At 69.4% G+C, this 14020-nt stretch carries 15 protein-coding genes and 1 riboswitch; of the genes, 7 read left to right on the top strand and 8 right to left on the bottom strand.

Annotated features, from left to right (window positions below):
• Positions 1-39 precede the first annotated feature (39 nt).
• Complete coding sequence (locus QWJ38_RS09825) at positions 40-678, top strand: gamma-glutamylcyclotransferase (RefSeq protein WP_290358867.1); 639 nt, start codon at positions 40-42, stop codon at positions 676-678.
• On the opposite strand, the gene QWJ38_RS09820 is transcribed toward QWJ38_RS09825, so the two are convergent.
• The gene (locus tag QWJ38_RS09820) at positions 675-1331 is read right to left on the bottom strand and encodes a nucleotidyltransferase family protein (protein WP_290358866.1); all 657 of its coding nucleotides are present in this window, start codon (positions 1329-1331) and stop codon (positions 675-677) included. The two genes, QWJ38_RS09825 and QWJ38_RS09820, sit on opposite strands and share 4 nt — an antisense overlap.
• 177 nt (positions 1332-1508) lie before the next feature.
• On the opposite strand from QWJ38_RS09820, the gene pdxH reads away from it, so the two are divergent.
• On the top strand, positions 1509-2144 hold the full coding sequence (pdxH, locus tag QWJ38_RS09815) for a pyridoxamine 5'-phosphate oxidase (protein ID WP_290358865.1): 636 nt from the start codon (positions 1509-1511) through the stop codon (positions 2142-2144).
• 12 nt (positions 2145-2156) lie between these two features.
• On the opposite strand, the gene QWJ38_RS09810 is transcribed toward pdxH, so the two are convergent.
• The 6 genes from QWJ38_RS09810 to msrA all read right to left on the bottom strand — a co-directional run bounded on the left by QWJ38_RS09810 (position 2157) and on the right by msrA (position 7577).
• The gene (locus QWJ38_RS09810; protein ID WP_290358864.1) at positions 2157-4187 is read right to left on the bottom strand and encodes a TonB-dependent receptor; all 2031 of its coding nucleotides are present in this window, start codon (positions 4185-4187) and stop codon (positions 2157-2159) included.
• A 93-nt stretch (positions 4188-4280) separates the two neighbouring features.
• Positions 4281-4649 carry a hypothetical protein gene (locus QWJ38_RS09805; protein WP_290358863.1) on the bottom strand — a complete coding sequence of 123 codons (369 nt, stop codon included), beginning with the start codon at positions 4647-4649 and terminating at the stop codon, positions 4281-4283.
• Positions 4650-4668: 19 nt separating this feature from the next.
• On the bottom strand, positions 4669-5157 hold the full coding sequence (locus QWJ38_RS09800) for a DUF3299 domain-containing protein (protein WP_290358862.1): 489 nt from the start codon (positions 5155-5157) through the stop codon (positions 4669-4671).
• 20 nt (positions 5158-5177) lie between these two features.
• Positions 5178-6386, bottom strand: a complete 1209-nt coding sequence (locus QWJ38_RS09795) for an FtsX-like permease family protein (RefSeq protein WP_290358861.1) — start codon at positions 6384-6386, stop codon at positions 5178-5180.
• A complete protein-coding gene (locus tag QWJ38_RS09790) occupies positions 6383-7021 on the bottom strand; it encodes an ABC transporter ATP-binding protein (RefSeq protein WP_290358860.1) in 639 nt (212 codons plus the stop codon). Before QWJ38_RS09790 ends, QWJ38_RS09795 begins: the two co-directional genes overlap by 4 nt.
• A gap of 13 nt (positions 7022-7034) precedes the next feature.
• Positions 7035-7577 (bottom strand): peptide-methionine (S)-S-oxide reductase MsrA, encoded by a 543-nt coding sequence (gene msrA, locus QWJ38_RS09785; protein WP_290358859.1) that lies wholly within the window; start codon positions 7575-7577, stop codon positions 7035-7037.
• 138 nt (positions 7578-7715) lie between these two features.
• Here msrA and QWJ38_RS09780 point away from each other — a divergent pair, with 138 nt between their 5' ends.
• Entirely contained in the window at positions 7716-8519 is an 804-nt protein-coding gene (locus tag QWJ38_RS09780) for a YdcF family protein (protein WP_290358858.1), read from the top strand.
• Positions 8520-8695: 176 nt separating this feature from the next.
• Here QWJ38_RS09780 and QWJ38_RS09775 read toward each other — a convergent pair whose 3' ends face one another.
• Positions 8696-10273 (bottom strand): UbiD family decarboxylase, encoded by a 1578-nt coding sequence (locus QWJ38_RS09775; RefSeq protein WP_290358857.1) that lies wholly within the window; start codon positions 10271-10273, stop codon positions 8696-8698.
• A gap of 259 nt (positions 10274-10532) precedes the next feature.
• Here QWJ38_RS09775 and QWJ38_RS09770 point away from each other — a divergent pair, with 259 nt between their 5' ends.
• The 4 genes from QWJ38_RS09770 (at position 10533) to QWJ38_RS09755 (ending at position 13982) form a co-directional block, all read left to right on the top strand.
• A complete protein-coding gene (locus QWJ38_RS09770; RefSeq protein ID WP_290358856.1) occupies positions 10533-11378 on the top strand; it encodes a lytic transglycosylase domain-containing protein in 846 nt (281 codons plus the stop codon).
• 51 nt (positions 11379-11429) lie between these two features.
• Positions 11430-11563: riboswitch (ZMP/ZTP riboswitch) on the top strand.
• A gap of 58 nt (positions 11564-11621) precedes the next feature.
• Positions 11622-12875, top strand: coding sequence for a serine hydroxymethyltransferase (gene glyA / locus QWJ38_RS09765; RefSeq protein WP_290358855.1), 1254 nt, complete (start codon positions 11622-11624; stop codon positions 12873-12875).
• Positions 12876-12890: 15 nt separating this feature from the next.
• Entirely contained in the window at positions 12891-13334 is a 444-nt protein-coding gene (gene nrdR, locus QWJ38_RS09760) for a transcriptional regulator NrdR (RefSeq protein ID WP_290358854.1), read from the top strand.
• 108 nt (positions 13335-13442) lie between these two features.
• A complete protein-coding gene (locus tag QWJ38_RS09755; RefSeq protein WP_290358853.1) occupies positions 13443-13982 on the top strand; it encodes a GspH/FimT family pseudopilin in 540 nt (179 codons plus the stop codon).
• The last annotated feature ends 38 nt before the right edge of the window (positions 13983-14020 follow it).

The raw sequence follows: 14020 nt of genomic DNA, 5'->3' as shown, positions 1-14020 counted from the left end.
TGTCACCATTGCGGCGAGTCCGAAAGCCCACGATCGCCCATGCACGCTGCTCCCCGCGATACCGCCGCCCTGCTCGCCCGAACGCTGGCGCAATGGCAAGCCTCGGGCCCGCCGGACGCGGCGACACCGCCGGACCTGCTGCTGTTCGCCTACGGCTCGCTGATCTGGCGGCCCGACTTCGACTACAGCGAATGCAAGCTCGCCCGCGTGCAGGGCTACCACCGCGCCCTGCGCATGCGCTCGCGGGTCAACCGCGGTTGCCCCGAGCAGCCGGGGCTGGTGCTGGCCCTGCTGTCCGGCGGCAGCTGCCGCGGCCTGGTGTTCCGCGTGCCGGGCAGCCGGGGCGAGGCGGTGCTGCGCCAGCTCTGGGAGCGCGAGATGCCCAACGGCGTCTACGAGCCGCGCTGGCTCAGCTGCGAGACGGCCGACGGCCCCTGGCGCGCGCTGGCCTTCACCCTGTCGCGCCGCAGCCCGAACTGGACCGGCGCGATCGACGATGCCGATCTCGTGCACATCTTCCGCCATGCGCGCGGCCGCTACGGCACGACCCTGGACTATCTGCTGCGCACCGTGCAGGGCCTGCGCGCGCATGGCATCCATGATGCGGAGCTGGAGCGCCAATGGCATCTGGCCGCGCGGCACGGCCTGTGCCTGCCCTTGCTGGAGCCGAGCCCCTAACGCTTTTGCAGCAGCAGCGGCTCGGGCAGCGGCGGCTGCGAGGCAGCCATCGAGGCCTGCAGCCGGGCCAGATCCTCGGCGGTGTCGACGTCGACCAGCACGCCCGGGTCGTCGAGCTCGACCGCCTGTGCCGGATAGCGCGCGATCAGCCGGCGTGCGCCCTCGTCGCCCCGCAGGGCGACCAGCTCCGAATAGAGCTCGGCGCTGAAGCCAACCGGATGGCCCTGGCGGCCGCGGTATTGCGCATAGGCGACCGGGAACTGCTCGAGCGCATCGGCGACGGCCCGCATGCTGGCCGAAGTCAGCAGCGGCATGTCGGCCGGCACGATCAGCCAGCCATCGGCGTCGCCGCTGGCGGCCACGCCGGCCGCGATCGAATGGCCCATGCCGACCGGATTCGGCCGGCCGCGGTCATCCAGCTCGGGCAGTTCGAGCACGTCGCGCGCCGCCACCAGCTTGCCCACCGCAGGTGCGAAGGCCGGCGTCGTCACCACCACCACGCGCATGCGCGATTCGATCGCATGCCGCAGCGTGCGTGAGAGCATCGTGTCGGCACCCGGCGCCAGTTTTTGTTCCAGCTTGTGCCCGGCGCCACGAAAGCGCATGCCGCGCCCCGCTGCCAACACGACGACGGCAGGTCGTCGTTTGATCATCCGCTCTCGTCCTTCCTGAAACCCCTCGGCGTTGCCCGGTCATTGCGTTTCATCGCCGGGCTTTCGCTGTTCGCATAGCATGCGGGCCGCACGCGGGCCGCAGTAGTGGGGGCTTCACCTAGGGCTTTCTACCGTGACCGCGGCGGTAAAAACGTAACAGCGCTGCATACTTGGGCCATGAGCAATCTCTCCGACCTACGCAAGAGTTATGAACAGGGCGAACTGGACGAAAGCCGGGCCGCCGGCGAGCCGCTGCAGCAGTTCAAGCAGTGGCTGGAGCATGCACTGGCCTCCGAGGTGCCCGAGCCGAATGCGATGACCCTGGCCACCGTCGGCGCCGATGGCCGGCCCTCGACCCGCATCGTGCTGATCAAGGCTTATGACGCGCGCGGCCTGGTCTGGTTCACCAATTACGACAGCCGCAAGGGCCAGGAACTGGCGCTGCACCCCTTTGCTGCCCTGCAGTTCCACTGGGTCGAGCTCGAGCGGGTCGTGCGCATCGAGGGCCGCGTCGAGCGGGTCTCGGCCGAAGAGTCCGATGAATACTTCGATTCGCGGCCGCTCGATTCGCGGCTCGGCGCCTGGGCCTCGCCGCAAAGCCAGGTGATCGCTTCGCGCGCGGTGCTGGTGGCCAATGCGGCCAAGGCCGCGGTCCAGCATGGGCTGAAGCCACCACGCCCGCCGCACTGGGGCGGCTTCCGCCTGCAGCCCGATCGCTGGGAGTTCTGGCAGGGGCGCAAATCGCGCCTGCACGACCGCCTGCGCTACCGGCTCGACGAGGGCCGCTGGATCAGGGAGCGCCTGGCCCCCTGATCCGCCGGTCGCTCAGAAGCGCATCTGCAGACCGGTGCTGAGCGAGCGGCCCGGCAAGGGGCTCCAGCCGCGCACGGTCGCGGCCGAGCTGGCGTTGTAGGCCAGCTTGTCGCCCAGATTGTCCAGGCGCAGATACCAGAGCAGATCGGCCGCATCGAAGTGGAACTGGCGCGCCAGGCTGAGACGTACCATGCCGTAACCGGCGGTCGGCTTGTCCAGCGCCGGCACGCGGTCCTGGCGGGCGACCAGCCGCCATTCGAGCCGCCCCGACCAGGGGCCCTGGCTGCCGTCGAGCCCCAAGGTCGCGCGCAGCGGCGCCAGCCGCGGCAGCGCCTCGCCGCTGGCCCGGTTCTCGCCGCGCACGCCGTCGAGCTGCGCCGTCAGCGCCAAGCTGCCGCCGCGCGGCCGCAGCGCGCCCGGCAGCGTCCAATGGGCCTCCAGTTCGAAGCCACGCAAGAGCGCCGGCACCGCGTGATAGGCATAGACCGGCAGCGACTCGCCCTCGCTCTCGATCTGCTCGCCGGTCGCGTCCAGCGCGATATAGCCGTCGAAACGGGTCTGGTAGATGTTCAGGCGCAGCAGGTTCTCGTCCTCGTCCTTCCATTTGAGGCCCAGGTCCAGCCCGCGCGCGCGCTCGACGCGAAGCCCGGCGTCGCCGCGCTCGTAGGCGCCGCTGGCCACATGGACACCGTTGGCGAACAGCTCGTAGAAGGTCGGCGCGCGCTCGCTATGGGTCAGGTTGGCGTCGATGCTCCAGCGCGGCGCCGGCTTGTAGCTGCCGCTCAGCGACAGGCTGGCCGGTGTGAATTCGCGCGCCGTGGCCGGGCCGAAGCGCTCCGTGCTGCCGGCCGCATCGCCATCCGAATGGACGCGCACCGACTCGGCCCGCGCGCCGGCCGAGGCCGCCCAGGCGCCGGCCGAATACTGTTCCAACAGGAAGAGCGCCGCACTGCGCGTGCGCGTGCCCGGCACCAGGGCCTCCTCGCCCAGCGCGGAGAAGTCCGAGCGTTCGGCCTGCAAGCCAAGGACGCCGCTGAGCGGGCCCAGCGGCGCATGCTCGGCCTCGACGCGCATCTCGGCACCGCGGTTGTCGAAGATGGTGCCGACATGGCCCTCGCCATCGAGCTCGCGGTGCTCGTAGCGGGTGCCGCTCAGCTGCCAGCCGAGCCGGCGCAGCAGCGGCGCCTGCGCGTCCTTCCACTCGCCGGCCGTGGCCAGGCGCTGGCGCTGCATCTGCACCGTCGTGTCCGGCTCGACGGTGACGCCGTACTGCGTGTGATAGTCGTCGATCGACACGCCGGCATAGCCGCCGGCAAACAGCAGCGAGCCGCCCAGGGCGGCGCCGTGGCTGTCGGCCGCCGAGTTGCGCACCCGCGTGCCGGTGACGCCGTCCGGATCGACGAAGCCGGGCACGCGCTGGTCGCTGGCGCGCCGGCCGGCCAGATCCGCATGCCAGGCGAAACCCTTGGCACTGCCGCCGTCGAGCACGAGGGCGCCGCTGCGCTCGCCCTGCGCGCCGCCGAGCCGCAGCTCGGCCGCGCCGCCGATACCATCCTGCGCCTGACGCGGGATGCGGTTGTCCAGCGCATTGACGACGCCGCCGATCGCGTTGCCGCCGTAAAGCAGGGCCGCGGCGCCGCGCAGCACCTCGATGCGCTCGACCACCAGCGGATCGATGGGCACCGCATGGTCGAAGCTCAGGCTCGAGGCATCCAGTGAGGCGCCCGAATTGCTGAGCATGCGCACGCGGTCGCCGTCCAGCCCGCGTATCGCCGGCCGGTTGCTATTGGGCCCGAAATAGCTGGGCGCCAGACCAGGCAGGCGCTCCAGGGTGTCGCCCAGGGTCGCGCCGCGACTGAGGGTCAGTGCATCGCCGGCCAGGGAATCAGCGACGGGGGTCAGGTCTTTGCTGTTGAGCGGGTTGCCGGTCGTGACGACGCGCTCGAGCTTCTCGGCCTGCTGGGCGCTGGCGGCCAGCGCCCAGCACAGCAGGAAGGCGCCCACGGCGCTGGGCCGAGACGCGAATGGGTTGTGGGTCCGCATCGGGAACTCTCCATGGCCGCCGGCATGCTACCGGCGGCGCTCGCATGAACAAATGACGCTCCCGCGCTCGAGGCAAGCGCGGGTTCGAGGGGTTCAGGCGAGCACGGGAGGCCCGCGCGCGCCGCGCTTCCAGCGCGCGGCGGCGGCGGCATCGGCGGGCAGGGCCGCGCCGGCTTCGATGGCAACGCCGGCCAAGCAGGCCGGCGCGCCGCTGTCGCTCAGCAACTGGTCGTGGCTGAGCTGGTCAAACAGATGGCAGTCGGCATCGCCGCTCTGATGGCCCCAACCGTCGACGCTCTTGAGGACCACGCCGCTCAGCGCGGCGACATTGCCGAGCCTGGCGCCGTGCGCGATCCGGTGCCAATGACCGAGCCCCTGCGAGGCCAGCAGCGCCAGCGCGCACAACCAGGCCAGCCAGAACTGGCGGGCCGGGTGGCGGGGTTGGCTGCGGAGCGCGCGCATCGTTGTCCGGGGCGCCGGTTCAGTTCACCGGCTTCGCGTCGCTGACGCGGTAGAACAGGCCGTAGGGGTCGTCGCTGAGCACGGCCAGCACGCCCTCGACGACCACCGGCTCCAGGCTGTAGCGCACCGGCTGCAGGGTCTTGACCTCGACCAGGCCTTCGGGCCCGGCCGGCACGCAGAAGGAGCAGGTCGTCGGCACCGAGGACAGCAGGAAATGCTTCTGCTTGTCGCCCGGCTCCAGCGGCATCATGAAGCCCTGCACCTTGATCTTCTGCTGGTTCAGCGCCTGCACCGGCGCCGGGAACACCGGCAGCAGCTTGTTCTTCTCGACCCGCGTCGTCACCGAGGACAGCACGCTCCAGGACACGATGCCGGCCTTGTCCTCCAGCGGCTTGAAGGGGCTGCGCGGGTCGTGATAGCCGGGGCCCTGGCCGAGGGTCGGGGCCGGCTGGGCGGCGACCGCCGTGGCCGCCAGCAGCGCCGCCAGGAAGAATGGACTGCGAGTCATGAAGCAGGATTGTGCCTTGCCTAGCGCGGCGCCTGCAGCAGTTCGGTCACGTCGAGCCGGAAGGCACGCCAGGCGGGCCAGGCGGCGGCCAGCAGCGCCAGCGCGATCGCCAGCAAGGGCACGAGGGCCTCCGAGGGCGACAGCCAGGCGCCGGAGATCCGCAGCGACTGCTGCTGGGCCAGCACCTGGCCCAGCGCCGCCGTCAAGCCATGGCCCAGCGCCAGGCCCAGCCCGCAGGCCAGCAGCGCCAGGGCCAGCGCCTCCAGCGCGACCAAGGCGCCGACCCGCCAGGGCGGCGCGCCCAGCATGCGCAGCATGGCCAGATCGCTCTGCCGCGCGCGCACCGCATGCAACAGGGCGACGAAGACCGACAGCCCCGCCGCCAGCAGGAGCAAAAGGCCGAAGCCGCGCAGCACATCGCTGCCGGCACCGACCAGGCGCAGCAGCCGCGCCGTCTCCAGCGCCGGCGCGGCCGCCTGCAGGCCCGGTTGCGCATTGACCCAGCGCGGCAGGGCCATCGCCGCCAGCGGGCTGCGGTAGCTGACCAGCGCCAGCGTGATCTCGCGCTCGCCCTCGGCCTGCTCCTTGGCCTGCGCCTCGCCCTGCCCATGATGGGCCTCGTGCACGGCCCAGACCGAGGCCAGGTCGGTCAACACCAGGCGGTCCAGCACGGTGCCGCTGGCCTGCAACACGCCGACGACCCGGTAGTCCTGGCCGGCATGGGCCTCGCCCTGCGCGGCCAGGCCATGGCTGCCGGCGAAACGGTCGCCGACGCGCAGCCCGGTCGCGCGTGCCGCCTCGGCACCCAGCACCGCCTGCAGCGGCGCGTCCCAGAGCCGGCCGGCGGCCAGCCGGGCCTGGTAGAGATCGAGGTAGTCCGGCGTCGTGCCGACGATGCGATGGCCGCGCAGGCTGTCGCCGAGCGACAGCGGGATCACGCGCGCCACCAGCGGATGCGCGCGCAATTGGGTCAGACTCGCCAGCGGGATATTGCCGGTCGGCACGTCGAGATGGAAGACGCCGGCCAGCATGATCTGCATCGGGCTGCCCTTGGCGCCGACGACCAGGTCGATGCCGGCCAGATCGCGCCGCACGCCGGCCTCGATCTGCTCGTCGACCAGCAGCACGAAGCTGATGGCCGCCAGGCCCAGGCTCAAGAGCAGCAGGTTGAGGCCGGCCGTCAGCGCTTGCGACCACAGATAGCGCCAGGCCAGTTTCAGCAGCCTCATCGCAGCACCCGCTCGACAAAGGACGCGTCGGCCGCCGCGATCACCCGCGCGTCATGGGTGGCCAGCACCAGGGTCGCGCCCTGCTCGGCGGCGGTCTGCGAAAGCAGCGCCAGCATGCGCGCGGTATTGGCATCGTCGAGGCCGGCGCTGGGCTCGTCGGCCAGCAGCAGGCGCGGCCGGCGCATCAGCGCGCGCGCCAGCGCAACGCGCTGCGCCTGGCCTACGCTCAGCTGGTGCGGCAGCCGCTGCGCCAGCGCGTGCAGTTCCAGCCGGTCCAGCAACTCGTCGGCGCGCCCATGATCGACCGGCAGGCCGGCGCACAGCGCCGGCAGTTCCAGATTGCCGCGCACCGTCAGTGCAGCGCTCAGATGCAGGCGCTGCGGCACGAAGCCCAGCGTGGCGCCGCGCCAGGCATCGCGCTGGCGGGCGCTCATCGCGCGCAGGTCCTGGCCGGCGACCAGCAGACGGCCTTCGCTGGCACTCAGCAGGCCGGCCAGCAGAGCCAGCAGGGTCGACTTGCCCGAGCCGGAGGCGCCGCGCAGCAGCAGATGCCGGCCCTCCCGCAGCTCGAAATCATCGAAGACGATTTCTGTGCCCGCGGCATAGCGATGGCGCAGGCCTCGCCACTCGATCATCGCGGCGTCCACCTCAGCGCGTGAGCCGCTGGAAGGTGTGGAGGAATTTGTCGACCTTGGCCGCGACGACGAAGGCGCAATAGCCCTGCTCCGGGTTGCGCGCGTAGTAATGCTGGTGATAGGCCTCGGCCGGCCAGTAATTGCGCTCGGGTTCCAGTTCGGTCACGACCGGCTGCTTGTGCACCGCCTGCACCTCGGCGATCACCTCGCGCGCCAGCGCCTGCTGCTCGGGCGTGTGGAAGTAGATGCCGGAGCGGTACTGGGTGCCGACATCGGCGCCCTGGCGGTTCAGCGTGGTCGGATCGTGGATGACGAAGAAGACCTCAAGCAGCTCGCGCAGGCTGACGACGGCCGGATCGAAGTCGATGCGCACGACCTCGGCATGCCCGGTGCTGCCACTGCAGACCTGCTCGTAGCTGGGCTGCTGGGCCTGGCCGTTCGAGTAGCCCGACTCGACCCGCAGCACGCCGCGCACCCGCTCGTAGACGGCCTCGGTGCACCAGAAGCAGCCGCCGCCCAGGGTGATGCGTTCGAGTCGGTCGGGGGTCTCGCTCATGATGATGGTCTTGGAAGGGTCAATGCCGCTTGCATCGTCGAAAGGATAAGGGAGAAGCACCTAGGGCGGCTGCCGATTGAATTGTGCCTTCGCGCGGCCATCATGCCGACGCTCCAGCCCGTCCCGAAAAATGCCATTGTGAACCCCGCCGGCCTGCTCTACGAACTCAAGCCCTATATGCTTTTGCTGCTGCAGCCGCCGGTGCCGCTGCTGGCCTTGATCATGGTGGGCGCCGGCCTGCTGCGCCAGCACCGCGCGCTGGGCCGCACGGTGCTGCTGGCCGGGCTGATCGGGCTCTGGCTCTGCTGCACCGAGGGCGCCGCGCAATGGCTGTCCCATCAGCTGCTGCGGGTGCCGCCGGCGCTGTCGACCGAGACCATCGAGCAGCTGCGCGAGGAGGCGCAGCGCGAGGGCGGCATCGCGGTGCTAGTGCTGGGTGGCGGCGCCAATCCCTATTCGCCCGAGTACGACGGCGCCACGCTGCGCCCGCTGACCCTGGAGCGGCTGCGCTATGGCGTCTGGCTGTCGCGGCGCCTTGGCGCGCCGCTGGGCTTCTCGGGCGGCATCGGCTGGAACGCCAGGCATTTGCGGGTATCCGAGGCCTCGCTGGCGCGCCGCACGGTCGAGGAGGAATACGGCGCGCGCCTGCGCTGGGCCGAGGACCGTTCGCGCGACACGCGTGAGAACGCCGCGCTAAGCCTGGCGCTGCTGAAGGCCGATGGCGTGCGCCGGCTGCTGCTGGTCAGCCACGACATGCATCTGCCGCGGGCGCTGCAGGCCTTTGGCGAGGTCGCCGGCAATGAGGTCGAGATCATCGCGGCCCCCGTCGGCCTGCGTCGCGACGCGATGTCCGAGCTGGCGGACTGGTGCCCGTCCAGCGACGGCTTCTCGCGGGTGCGCTACGCGATCTACGAATGGCTGGGCCGGCTCGCGGGCCGGTGAAAAAACGGGCACCCGAAATAGAAACCCCTCTCAACCCGAAGGTTGAAAGGGGTGAGTGGCTGACGCCACCTTGGGGCTCTGAGGCAATCTGCCAAAGGGCTCCTGGCGCGCAATGATTGCGCCAGAGGTTGTGCCTTGAACAGGCAAGACAAACTTAGCCGACGCCGCTGGCGCTTTCAAGCCCCAGGCAAACCCGAGGCTGGGCTTGCAAACAGTTGCGTAAACAAAGCCTCGGCTTTGCGGGTCACCTCGGCCGGCATGGTGATCGCGCGGCCCCATTCGCGGCTGGTCTCGCCGGGCCATTTATTGGTGGCGTCAAGCCCCATCTTGCCGCCCAGGCCGCTGACCGGCGAGGCGAAGTCGAGGTAGTCGATCGGCGTGTTCTCGACCAGGGTCGTGTCGCGCACCGGATCCATCCGCGTCGTGATCGCCCAGATCACTTCCTTCCAGTCGCGAATATTCACATCCTCGTCGACGACCACGATGAACTTGGTGTACATGAACTGGCGCAGAAAGCTCCAGAGCCCGAACATCAAGCGCTTCGCATGGCCGGGATAAGCCTTCTTGATCGAAATCACGGCCATCCGGTAGCTGCAGCCCTCGGGCGGCAGGTAGAAGTCGGCGATCTCGGAAAACTGCTTTTGCAGTATCGGCACGAAGACCTCGTTCAGCGCGACGCCGAGGATGGCTGGCTCGTCCGGCGGCTTGCCGGTATAGGTCGAGTGATAGATCGGATCGGGCCGCTGCGTCAGCCGCGTGACCTCGAAGACCGGGAACCAGTCCTGCTCGTTGTAGTAGCCGGTATGGTCGCCGTAAGGGCCTTCCAGCGCGTGCAGATAGCCGCCCTTCTCCTTCAGCGGCACGCCGTCCTCGCTGAGTCCCTCATAGCCCGGCTCGGCGACGGGGATGTGGCCCTCCAGCACGATCTCGGCGCTGGCCGGCACCTGCAACATGCGGCCGGCCTCGCCGACGCCGCTGTCGACCAGCTCGGTGCGCGAGCCGCGCAGCAGGCCGGCGAACTGGTATTCGGAGAGGCTGTCCGGCACCGGTGTCACCGCGCCGAGGATGGTCGCCGGGTCGGCGCCCAAGGCCACGGCGATCGGGAAGGCTTGGCCCGGATTGGCCAGCGCGAAGTCGCGGAAGTCCAGTGCACCGCCCCGATGGGCGAGCCAGCGCATGATCAGCTGCTTGCGGCCGATCAGCTGCTGGCGGTAGATGCCCAGGTTCTGTCGCAGCCGCGGCTTGGCAATGGACTGCGGGCCGCGGGTGACGACCAGACCCCAGGTGATCAGCGGACCGATGTCCCCCGGCCAGCAGGTCTGGATCGGCAGTCGTTTCAGATCGACGTCGGCGCTCTCGAAAACCTCCTGCTGGCAGGCGGCGCGGCGAACCACGCTGGGTTTCATATCCCACAGCGCACGCGCCATTTGCAGCAGTCGTCCGGCGTCCTTCAAGCCCTTCGGCGGCTCCGGCTCCTTCAGGTTGGCCAGCACCTGACCGACCTCGCGCAGTTCGGCGAGGCTCTCGGCGCCCATGCCCAGCGCCACCCGGCGAGTCGTGCCGAACAAGTTGGTCAGCGCCGGCGTGGTGTAGCCCGCCGGCCGTTCGAACAGCAGCGCGGGCCCTTCGGCACGCAGCACCCGGTCGCTGAGAGCGGTCACCTCAAGTCGGGGGGATACCGGCTCCGAAATGCGCCGCAGCTCGCCCATCCCCTCCAGACCGTGGAGAAAGTCTCGCAAATCACGGTACTTCATAACTGATAGTAATTTTGAATTCAACCTACATGCTTGACGGGTTATTTTTGACCCCTAGAATCCGCCCTGCTCTGGTTCTCCAGGGTTTACCCGTGTCTTCGCCTTTGGGAGGGTGAAGACGCCCCGCTGCCGATGGACGCCGGCCCGAAGTTCTGCTGCAATGCAGCAAGACTTCGACAGGGTCGGCCCATTATCACTGCCGCCATCCGGGACTATGCGCAAGCATGGACCGCGGACCGGCAGAGAAGAAAGGAGTCGCATGACAGCGCGTCGTCTCGACAATTGTCTATCCCTCGCCCGCCAGACCGGCGCCGGACTGTCCGTCTTCGTGAAGGACATCGGCCAAGGTCTGCTGGTCGTCAGTCACAACACCCTGGCCTTGGTCGGCCTGGCCGTCGTCACCGCCCTGCTGATGTTCGGCAGCCAGGCGAATCTGCGCGAGCAGCTGGAATCCCACGCGCTGGGCTGGCTGCATGCGCGCTATGAAGCGCGTGCCGAAGCCGACGGCAATCTGCTGGTCGCCACCAGCGAGCCGGATGCGGTCGCCCGCGCCACGGCCGCCGATCCCAAGGAGCTGCCGCGCCAGCAGGCCGCCGTCGCCCAATGGCTGTCACGCCGCTACCGGGTCGCGCCGGAGCCGGTCAGCCGCCTGGTGCAGGAAGCCTGGGCCGTCGGCCAGCGCGCCCATGTCGAGCCGACGCTGATCCTGGCCATCATGGCCATCGAGTCCGGCTTCAATCCCTTCGCCCAGAGTTCGGTCGGCGCCCAGGGCCTGATGCAGGTGATGACCCGCGTGCATGACGACAAGTACGAAGCCTTCGGCGGCAACCACGCCGCCTTCGATCCGGTCACGAACCTGCGCGTCGGCGTGCAGGTGCTGAAGGAATGCATCCAGCGCGCCGGCGGCGTGCAGGAAGGCCTGCGCCACTATGTCGGCGCGGCCAATCTGGCCGACGACGCCGGCTACGCCGCGCGCGTGCTGGCCGAGCATGAGCAGATGAAGGCCGTCGCGGCCGGCCGGCCGGTGCCGGCCTTGCAGGCCAAGCCGGCGCGCGAGAGCGCCCCGGCCGCCGCCGACGAGCGCCTCGCGCTGCTGCAGCACTGAGCATTAAATTTGTCCGCCACGCCGGGCGTCGCGACGCCTGGCGCTACACTGCGGACTTCGCGCGACTGGCGATCAAGGCTGCTGTAGCGACGTCTCTGCAGCCCGAGGTGGTGGACCACCGGGGAGCGCGAACGATTGGCGGCTTGGCCGCTGGCCGTCTTCAGCCGTTCGCCTGGGCAGCCCTGCACTTTTGCCGCGCGCCAAAGCCGCCAGGGACTCCACTTCTAGAGCACTGCCACCACCATGTTTGATCGCAATACCTCCACCCTTGCCCTGGTCGACCCCGATCTGTGGGCCGCGGTCCAGAACGAGAACCGCCGCCAGGAAGACCACATCGAGCTGATCGCCTCGGAGAACTACTGCTCCCCGGCCGTGATGCAGGCCCAGGGCAGCCAGCTGACCAATAAGTACGCCGAGGGCTATCCCGGCAAGCGCTATTACGGCGGCTGCGAGTACGTGGACGTCGTCGAGCAACTGGCGATCGATCGCCTGAAGCAACTGTTCGGCGCCAACTACGCCAATGTCCAGCCGAACTCGGGCTCGCAGGCCAACCAGGGCGTGTTCTTCGCCCTGCTGCAACCGGGCGACACCATCATGGGCATGAGCCTGGCCGAGGGCGGCCACCTGACCCACGGCATGGCGCTGAACATGAGCGGCAAGTGGTTCAACGTGATCTCCTACGGCCTCGACGCCGAAGAGAACATCGACTACGCGGCGATGGAAGCGCTGGCGCGCGAGAAGAAGCCCAAGCTGATCATCGCCGGCGCCTCGGCCTTCTCGCTGCGTATCGATTTCGAGCGCTTCGCCAAGATCGCCAAGGAAATCGGCGCCTACTTCATGGTCGACATGGCGCACTACGCCGGCCTGATCGCCGCCGGCGTCTACCCGAACCCGGTGCCGCATGCCGACGTCGTCACCTCGACCACGCACAAGAGCCTGCGCGGCCCGCGCGGCGGCATCATCCTGTGCAATGACGAGGCGATCGCCAAGAAGATCAACTCGGCCATCTTCCCCGGCATCCAGGGTGGCCCGCTGATGCATGTGATCGCCGGCAAGGCGGTCGCCTTCAAGGAGGCGCTGACGCCCGAGTTCAAGGCCTACCAGCAGCAGGTGGTCAAGAACGCCAAGGTCTTGGCCGACACGCTGATCGAGCGCGGTCTGCGCATCGTCTCCGGCGGCACACAGAGCCATGTGATGCTGGTCGACCTGCGCCCCAAGGGCCTCACGGGCAAGGAAGCGGAAGCCATCCTCGGCGCCGCCCACATGACCTGCAACAAGAACGGCATCCCGAACGACCCGCAGAAGCCGATGGTCACCTCGGGCATCCGCCTGGGCACGCCGGCCATGACGACGCGCGGCTTCAAGGAAGAGCAGGTGCGCCTGACCGCCCACCTGATCGCCGACGTGCTGGACAAGCCGCACGACGAGGCCAATCTGGCCGCGGTGCGCGAGAAGGTCGCGGCGCTGACCCGCGACTTCCCGGTCTACCGCGGCTAAACCCGGCATCCGGCGATGCGCTGCCCCTTCTGCAGCCACGGCGAGACCCAGGTCGCCGAGACCCGGGAATCGGACGAGGGCGACGTCGTCCGCCGGCGTCGTCGCTGCCTGGCCTGCGACAAGCGCTTCACCACCTACGAGCGGGCCGAGATCGCCCTGCCCGTGGTGGTGAAGAAGGACGGCACGCGCGCCGACTTCGAGCCGGTCAAGCTGCGCGCCTCCATGCAGCTGGCCCTGCGCAAGCGCCCGGTCAGCATCGAGCAGATCGACGCGGCCCTGGCCCGCATCGAGGAGAAGCTGCTGACCAGCGGCGCCCGCGAGATCCCGTCCACCAAGCTCGGCGAGCTGGTCATGCGTGAGCTGAAGAAGATCGACAAGGTCGCCTATGTGCGCTTCGCCTCGGTCTACCGCAGCTTCGAGGACGTGGACGAGTTCCGCCAGCTGATCCGCGACATCTGATCCTCCACACCCCCATCAGGGGGTATTCACGCCCCCGCCGGAAGGACAGAAAGCGGCCGGGCGGTCTCCTAGATTGTGTTCATACGCAACGCAAATCCCGGAGCCGCCATGAACCAGCCGCAAAGCAGCCGCCGCCAGCAAGCCGGTTTCAGCCTCGTCGAGCTGGGCGTCACGATGGCGATCAGCGCCATCGTCTGCGGCGGCGCCCTGCCCTCGCTGGGCCGGATCAAGGAGCAGCAACAGCTGCGTCTGCTGGCGCAAACGGTGATGGTTGATCTGCAGCAGGCGCGCAGCGAGGCGGTGCTGTCCGGCGCTGGCGTGCAGCTGCGCTTCAGCCAGCACCCGGGCGGCAGCTGCTATCTGCTGCACAAGGGCGGCCAATGCCGTTGCGACGATAGCGGCCAACCGGTCTGCACCGGCGCCGCCCAGGTGCTGAAGCAGGAGTGGATTCCGGCCAGCCGCCGCCTGACGGTGCGCGCCAATGTGCAGACGATGAGCTTCCAGGCGCGCCAGGGCACGGTGACCAGCACCGGCAGCATCGACGTGGCGGGCAGCGGCGGCACGACCATCCGCCACGTGGTCAGCATCGCCGGCCGGGTGCGCAGCTGCACGCCCACGGGCGGCGTCTCCGGTCTGCCGCGCTGCTGAACGGACCGGATCGAGCCGTACACCCCCTGAGTAGGTGG

The sequence above is a fragment of the Roseateles violae genome, from assembly GCF_030410485.1.
Classification (GTDB): domain Bacteria; phylum Pseudomonadota; class Gammaproteobacteria; order Burkholderiales; family Burkholderiaceae_C; genus Roseateles_D; species Roseateles_D violae.
The sequence above is the reverse complement of the archived record's forward strand: the minus strand, read 5'-3'. Positions and strand labels throughout refer to the sequence as shown.

What these genes read in the sequence shown, in the direction of transcription:
- QWJ38_RS09825 (WP_290358867.1), top strand. Translation starts at nt 40, where the DNA reads ATGCACGCTGCTCCCCGCGATACCGCCGCCCTGCTCGCCCGAACGCTG.
- QWJ38_RS09820 (WP_290358866.1), bottom strand. Translation starts at nt 1,331, where the DNA reads ATGATCAAACGACGACCTGCCGTCGTCGTGTTGGCAGCGGGGCGCGGC.
- pdxH (WP_290358865.1), top strand. Translation starts at nt 1,509, where the DNA reads ATGAGCAATCTCTCCGACCTACGCAAGAGTTATGAACAGGGCGAACTG.
- QWJ38_RS09810 (WP_290358864.1), bottom strand. Translation starts at nt 4,187, where the DNA reads ATGCGGACCCACAACCCATTCGCGTCTCGGCCCAGCGCCGTGGGCGCC.
- QWJ38_RS09805 (WP_290358863.1), bottom strand. Translation starts at nt 4,649, where the DNA reads ATGCGCGCGCTCCGCAGCCAACCCCGCCACCCGGCCCGCCAGTTCTGG.
- QWJ38_RS09800 (WP_290358862.1), bottom strand. Translation starts at nt 5,157, where the DNA reads ATGACTCGCAGTCCATTCTTCCTGGCGGCGCTGCTGGCGGCCACGGCG.
- QWJ38_RS09795 (WP_290358861.1), bottom strand. Translation starts at nt 6,386, where the DNA reads ATGAGGCTGCTGAAACTGGCCTGGCGCTATCTGTGGTCGCAAGCGCTG.
- QWJ38_RS09790 (WP_290358860.1), bottom strand. Translation starts at nt 7,021, where the DNA reads ATGATCGAGTGGCGAGGCCTGCGCCATCGCTATGCCGCGGGCACAGAA.
- msrA (WP_290358859.1), bottom strand. Translation starts at nt 7,577, where the DNA reads ATGAGCGAGACCCCCGACCGACTCGAACGCATCACCCTGGGCGGCGGC.
- QWJ38_RS09775 (WP_290358857.1), bottom strand. Translation starts at nt 10,273, where the DNA reads ATGAAGTACCGTGATTTGCGAGACTTTCTCCACGGTCTGGAGGGGATG.
- QWJ38_RS09770 (WP_290358856.1), top strand. Translation starts at nt 10,533, where the DNA reads ATGACAGCGCGTCGTCTCGACAATTGTCTATCCCTCGCCCGCCAGACC.
- glyA (WP_290358855.1), top strand. Translation starts at nt 11,622, where the DNA reads ATGTTTGATCGCAATACCTCCACCCTTGCCCTGGTCGACCCCGATCTG.
- nrdR (WP_290358854.1), top strand. Translation starts at nt 12,891, where the DNA reads ATGCGCTGCCCCTTCTGCAGCCACGGCGAGACCCAGGTCGCCGAGACC.
- QWJ38_RS09755 (WP_290358853.1), top strand. Translation starts at nt 13,443, where the DNA reads ATGAACCAGCCGCAAAGCAGCCGCCGCCAGCAAGCCGGTTTCAGCCTC.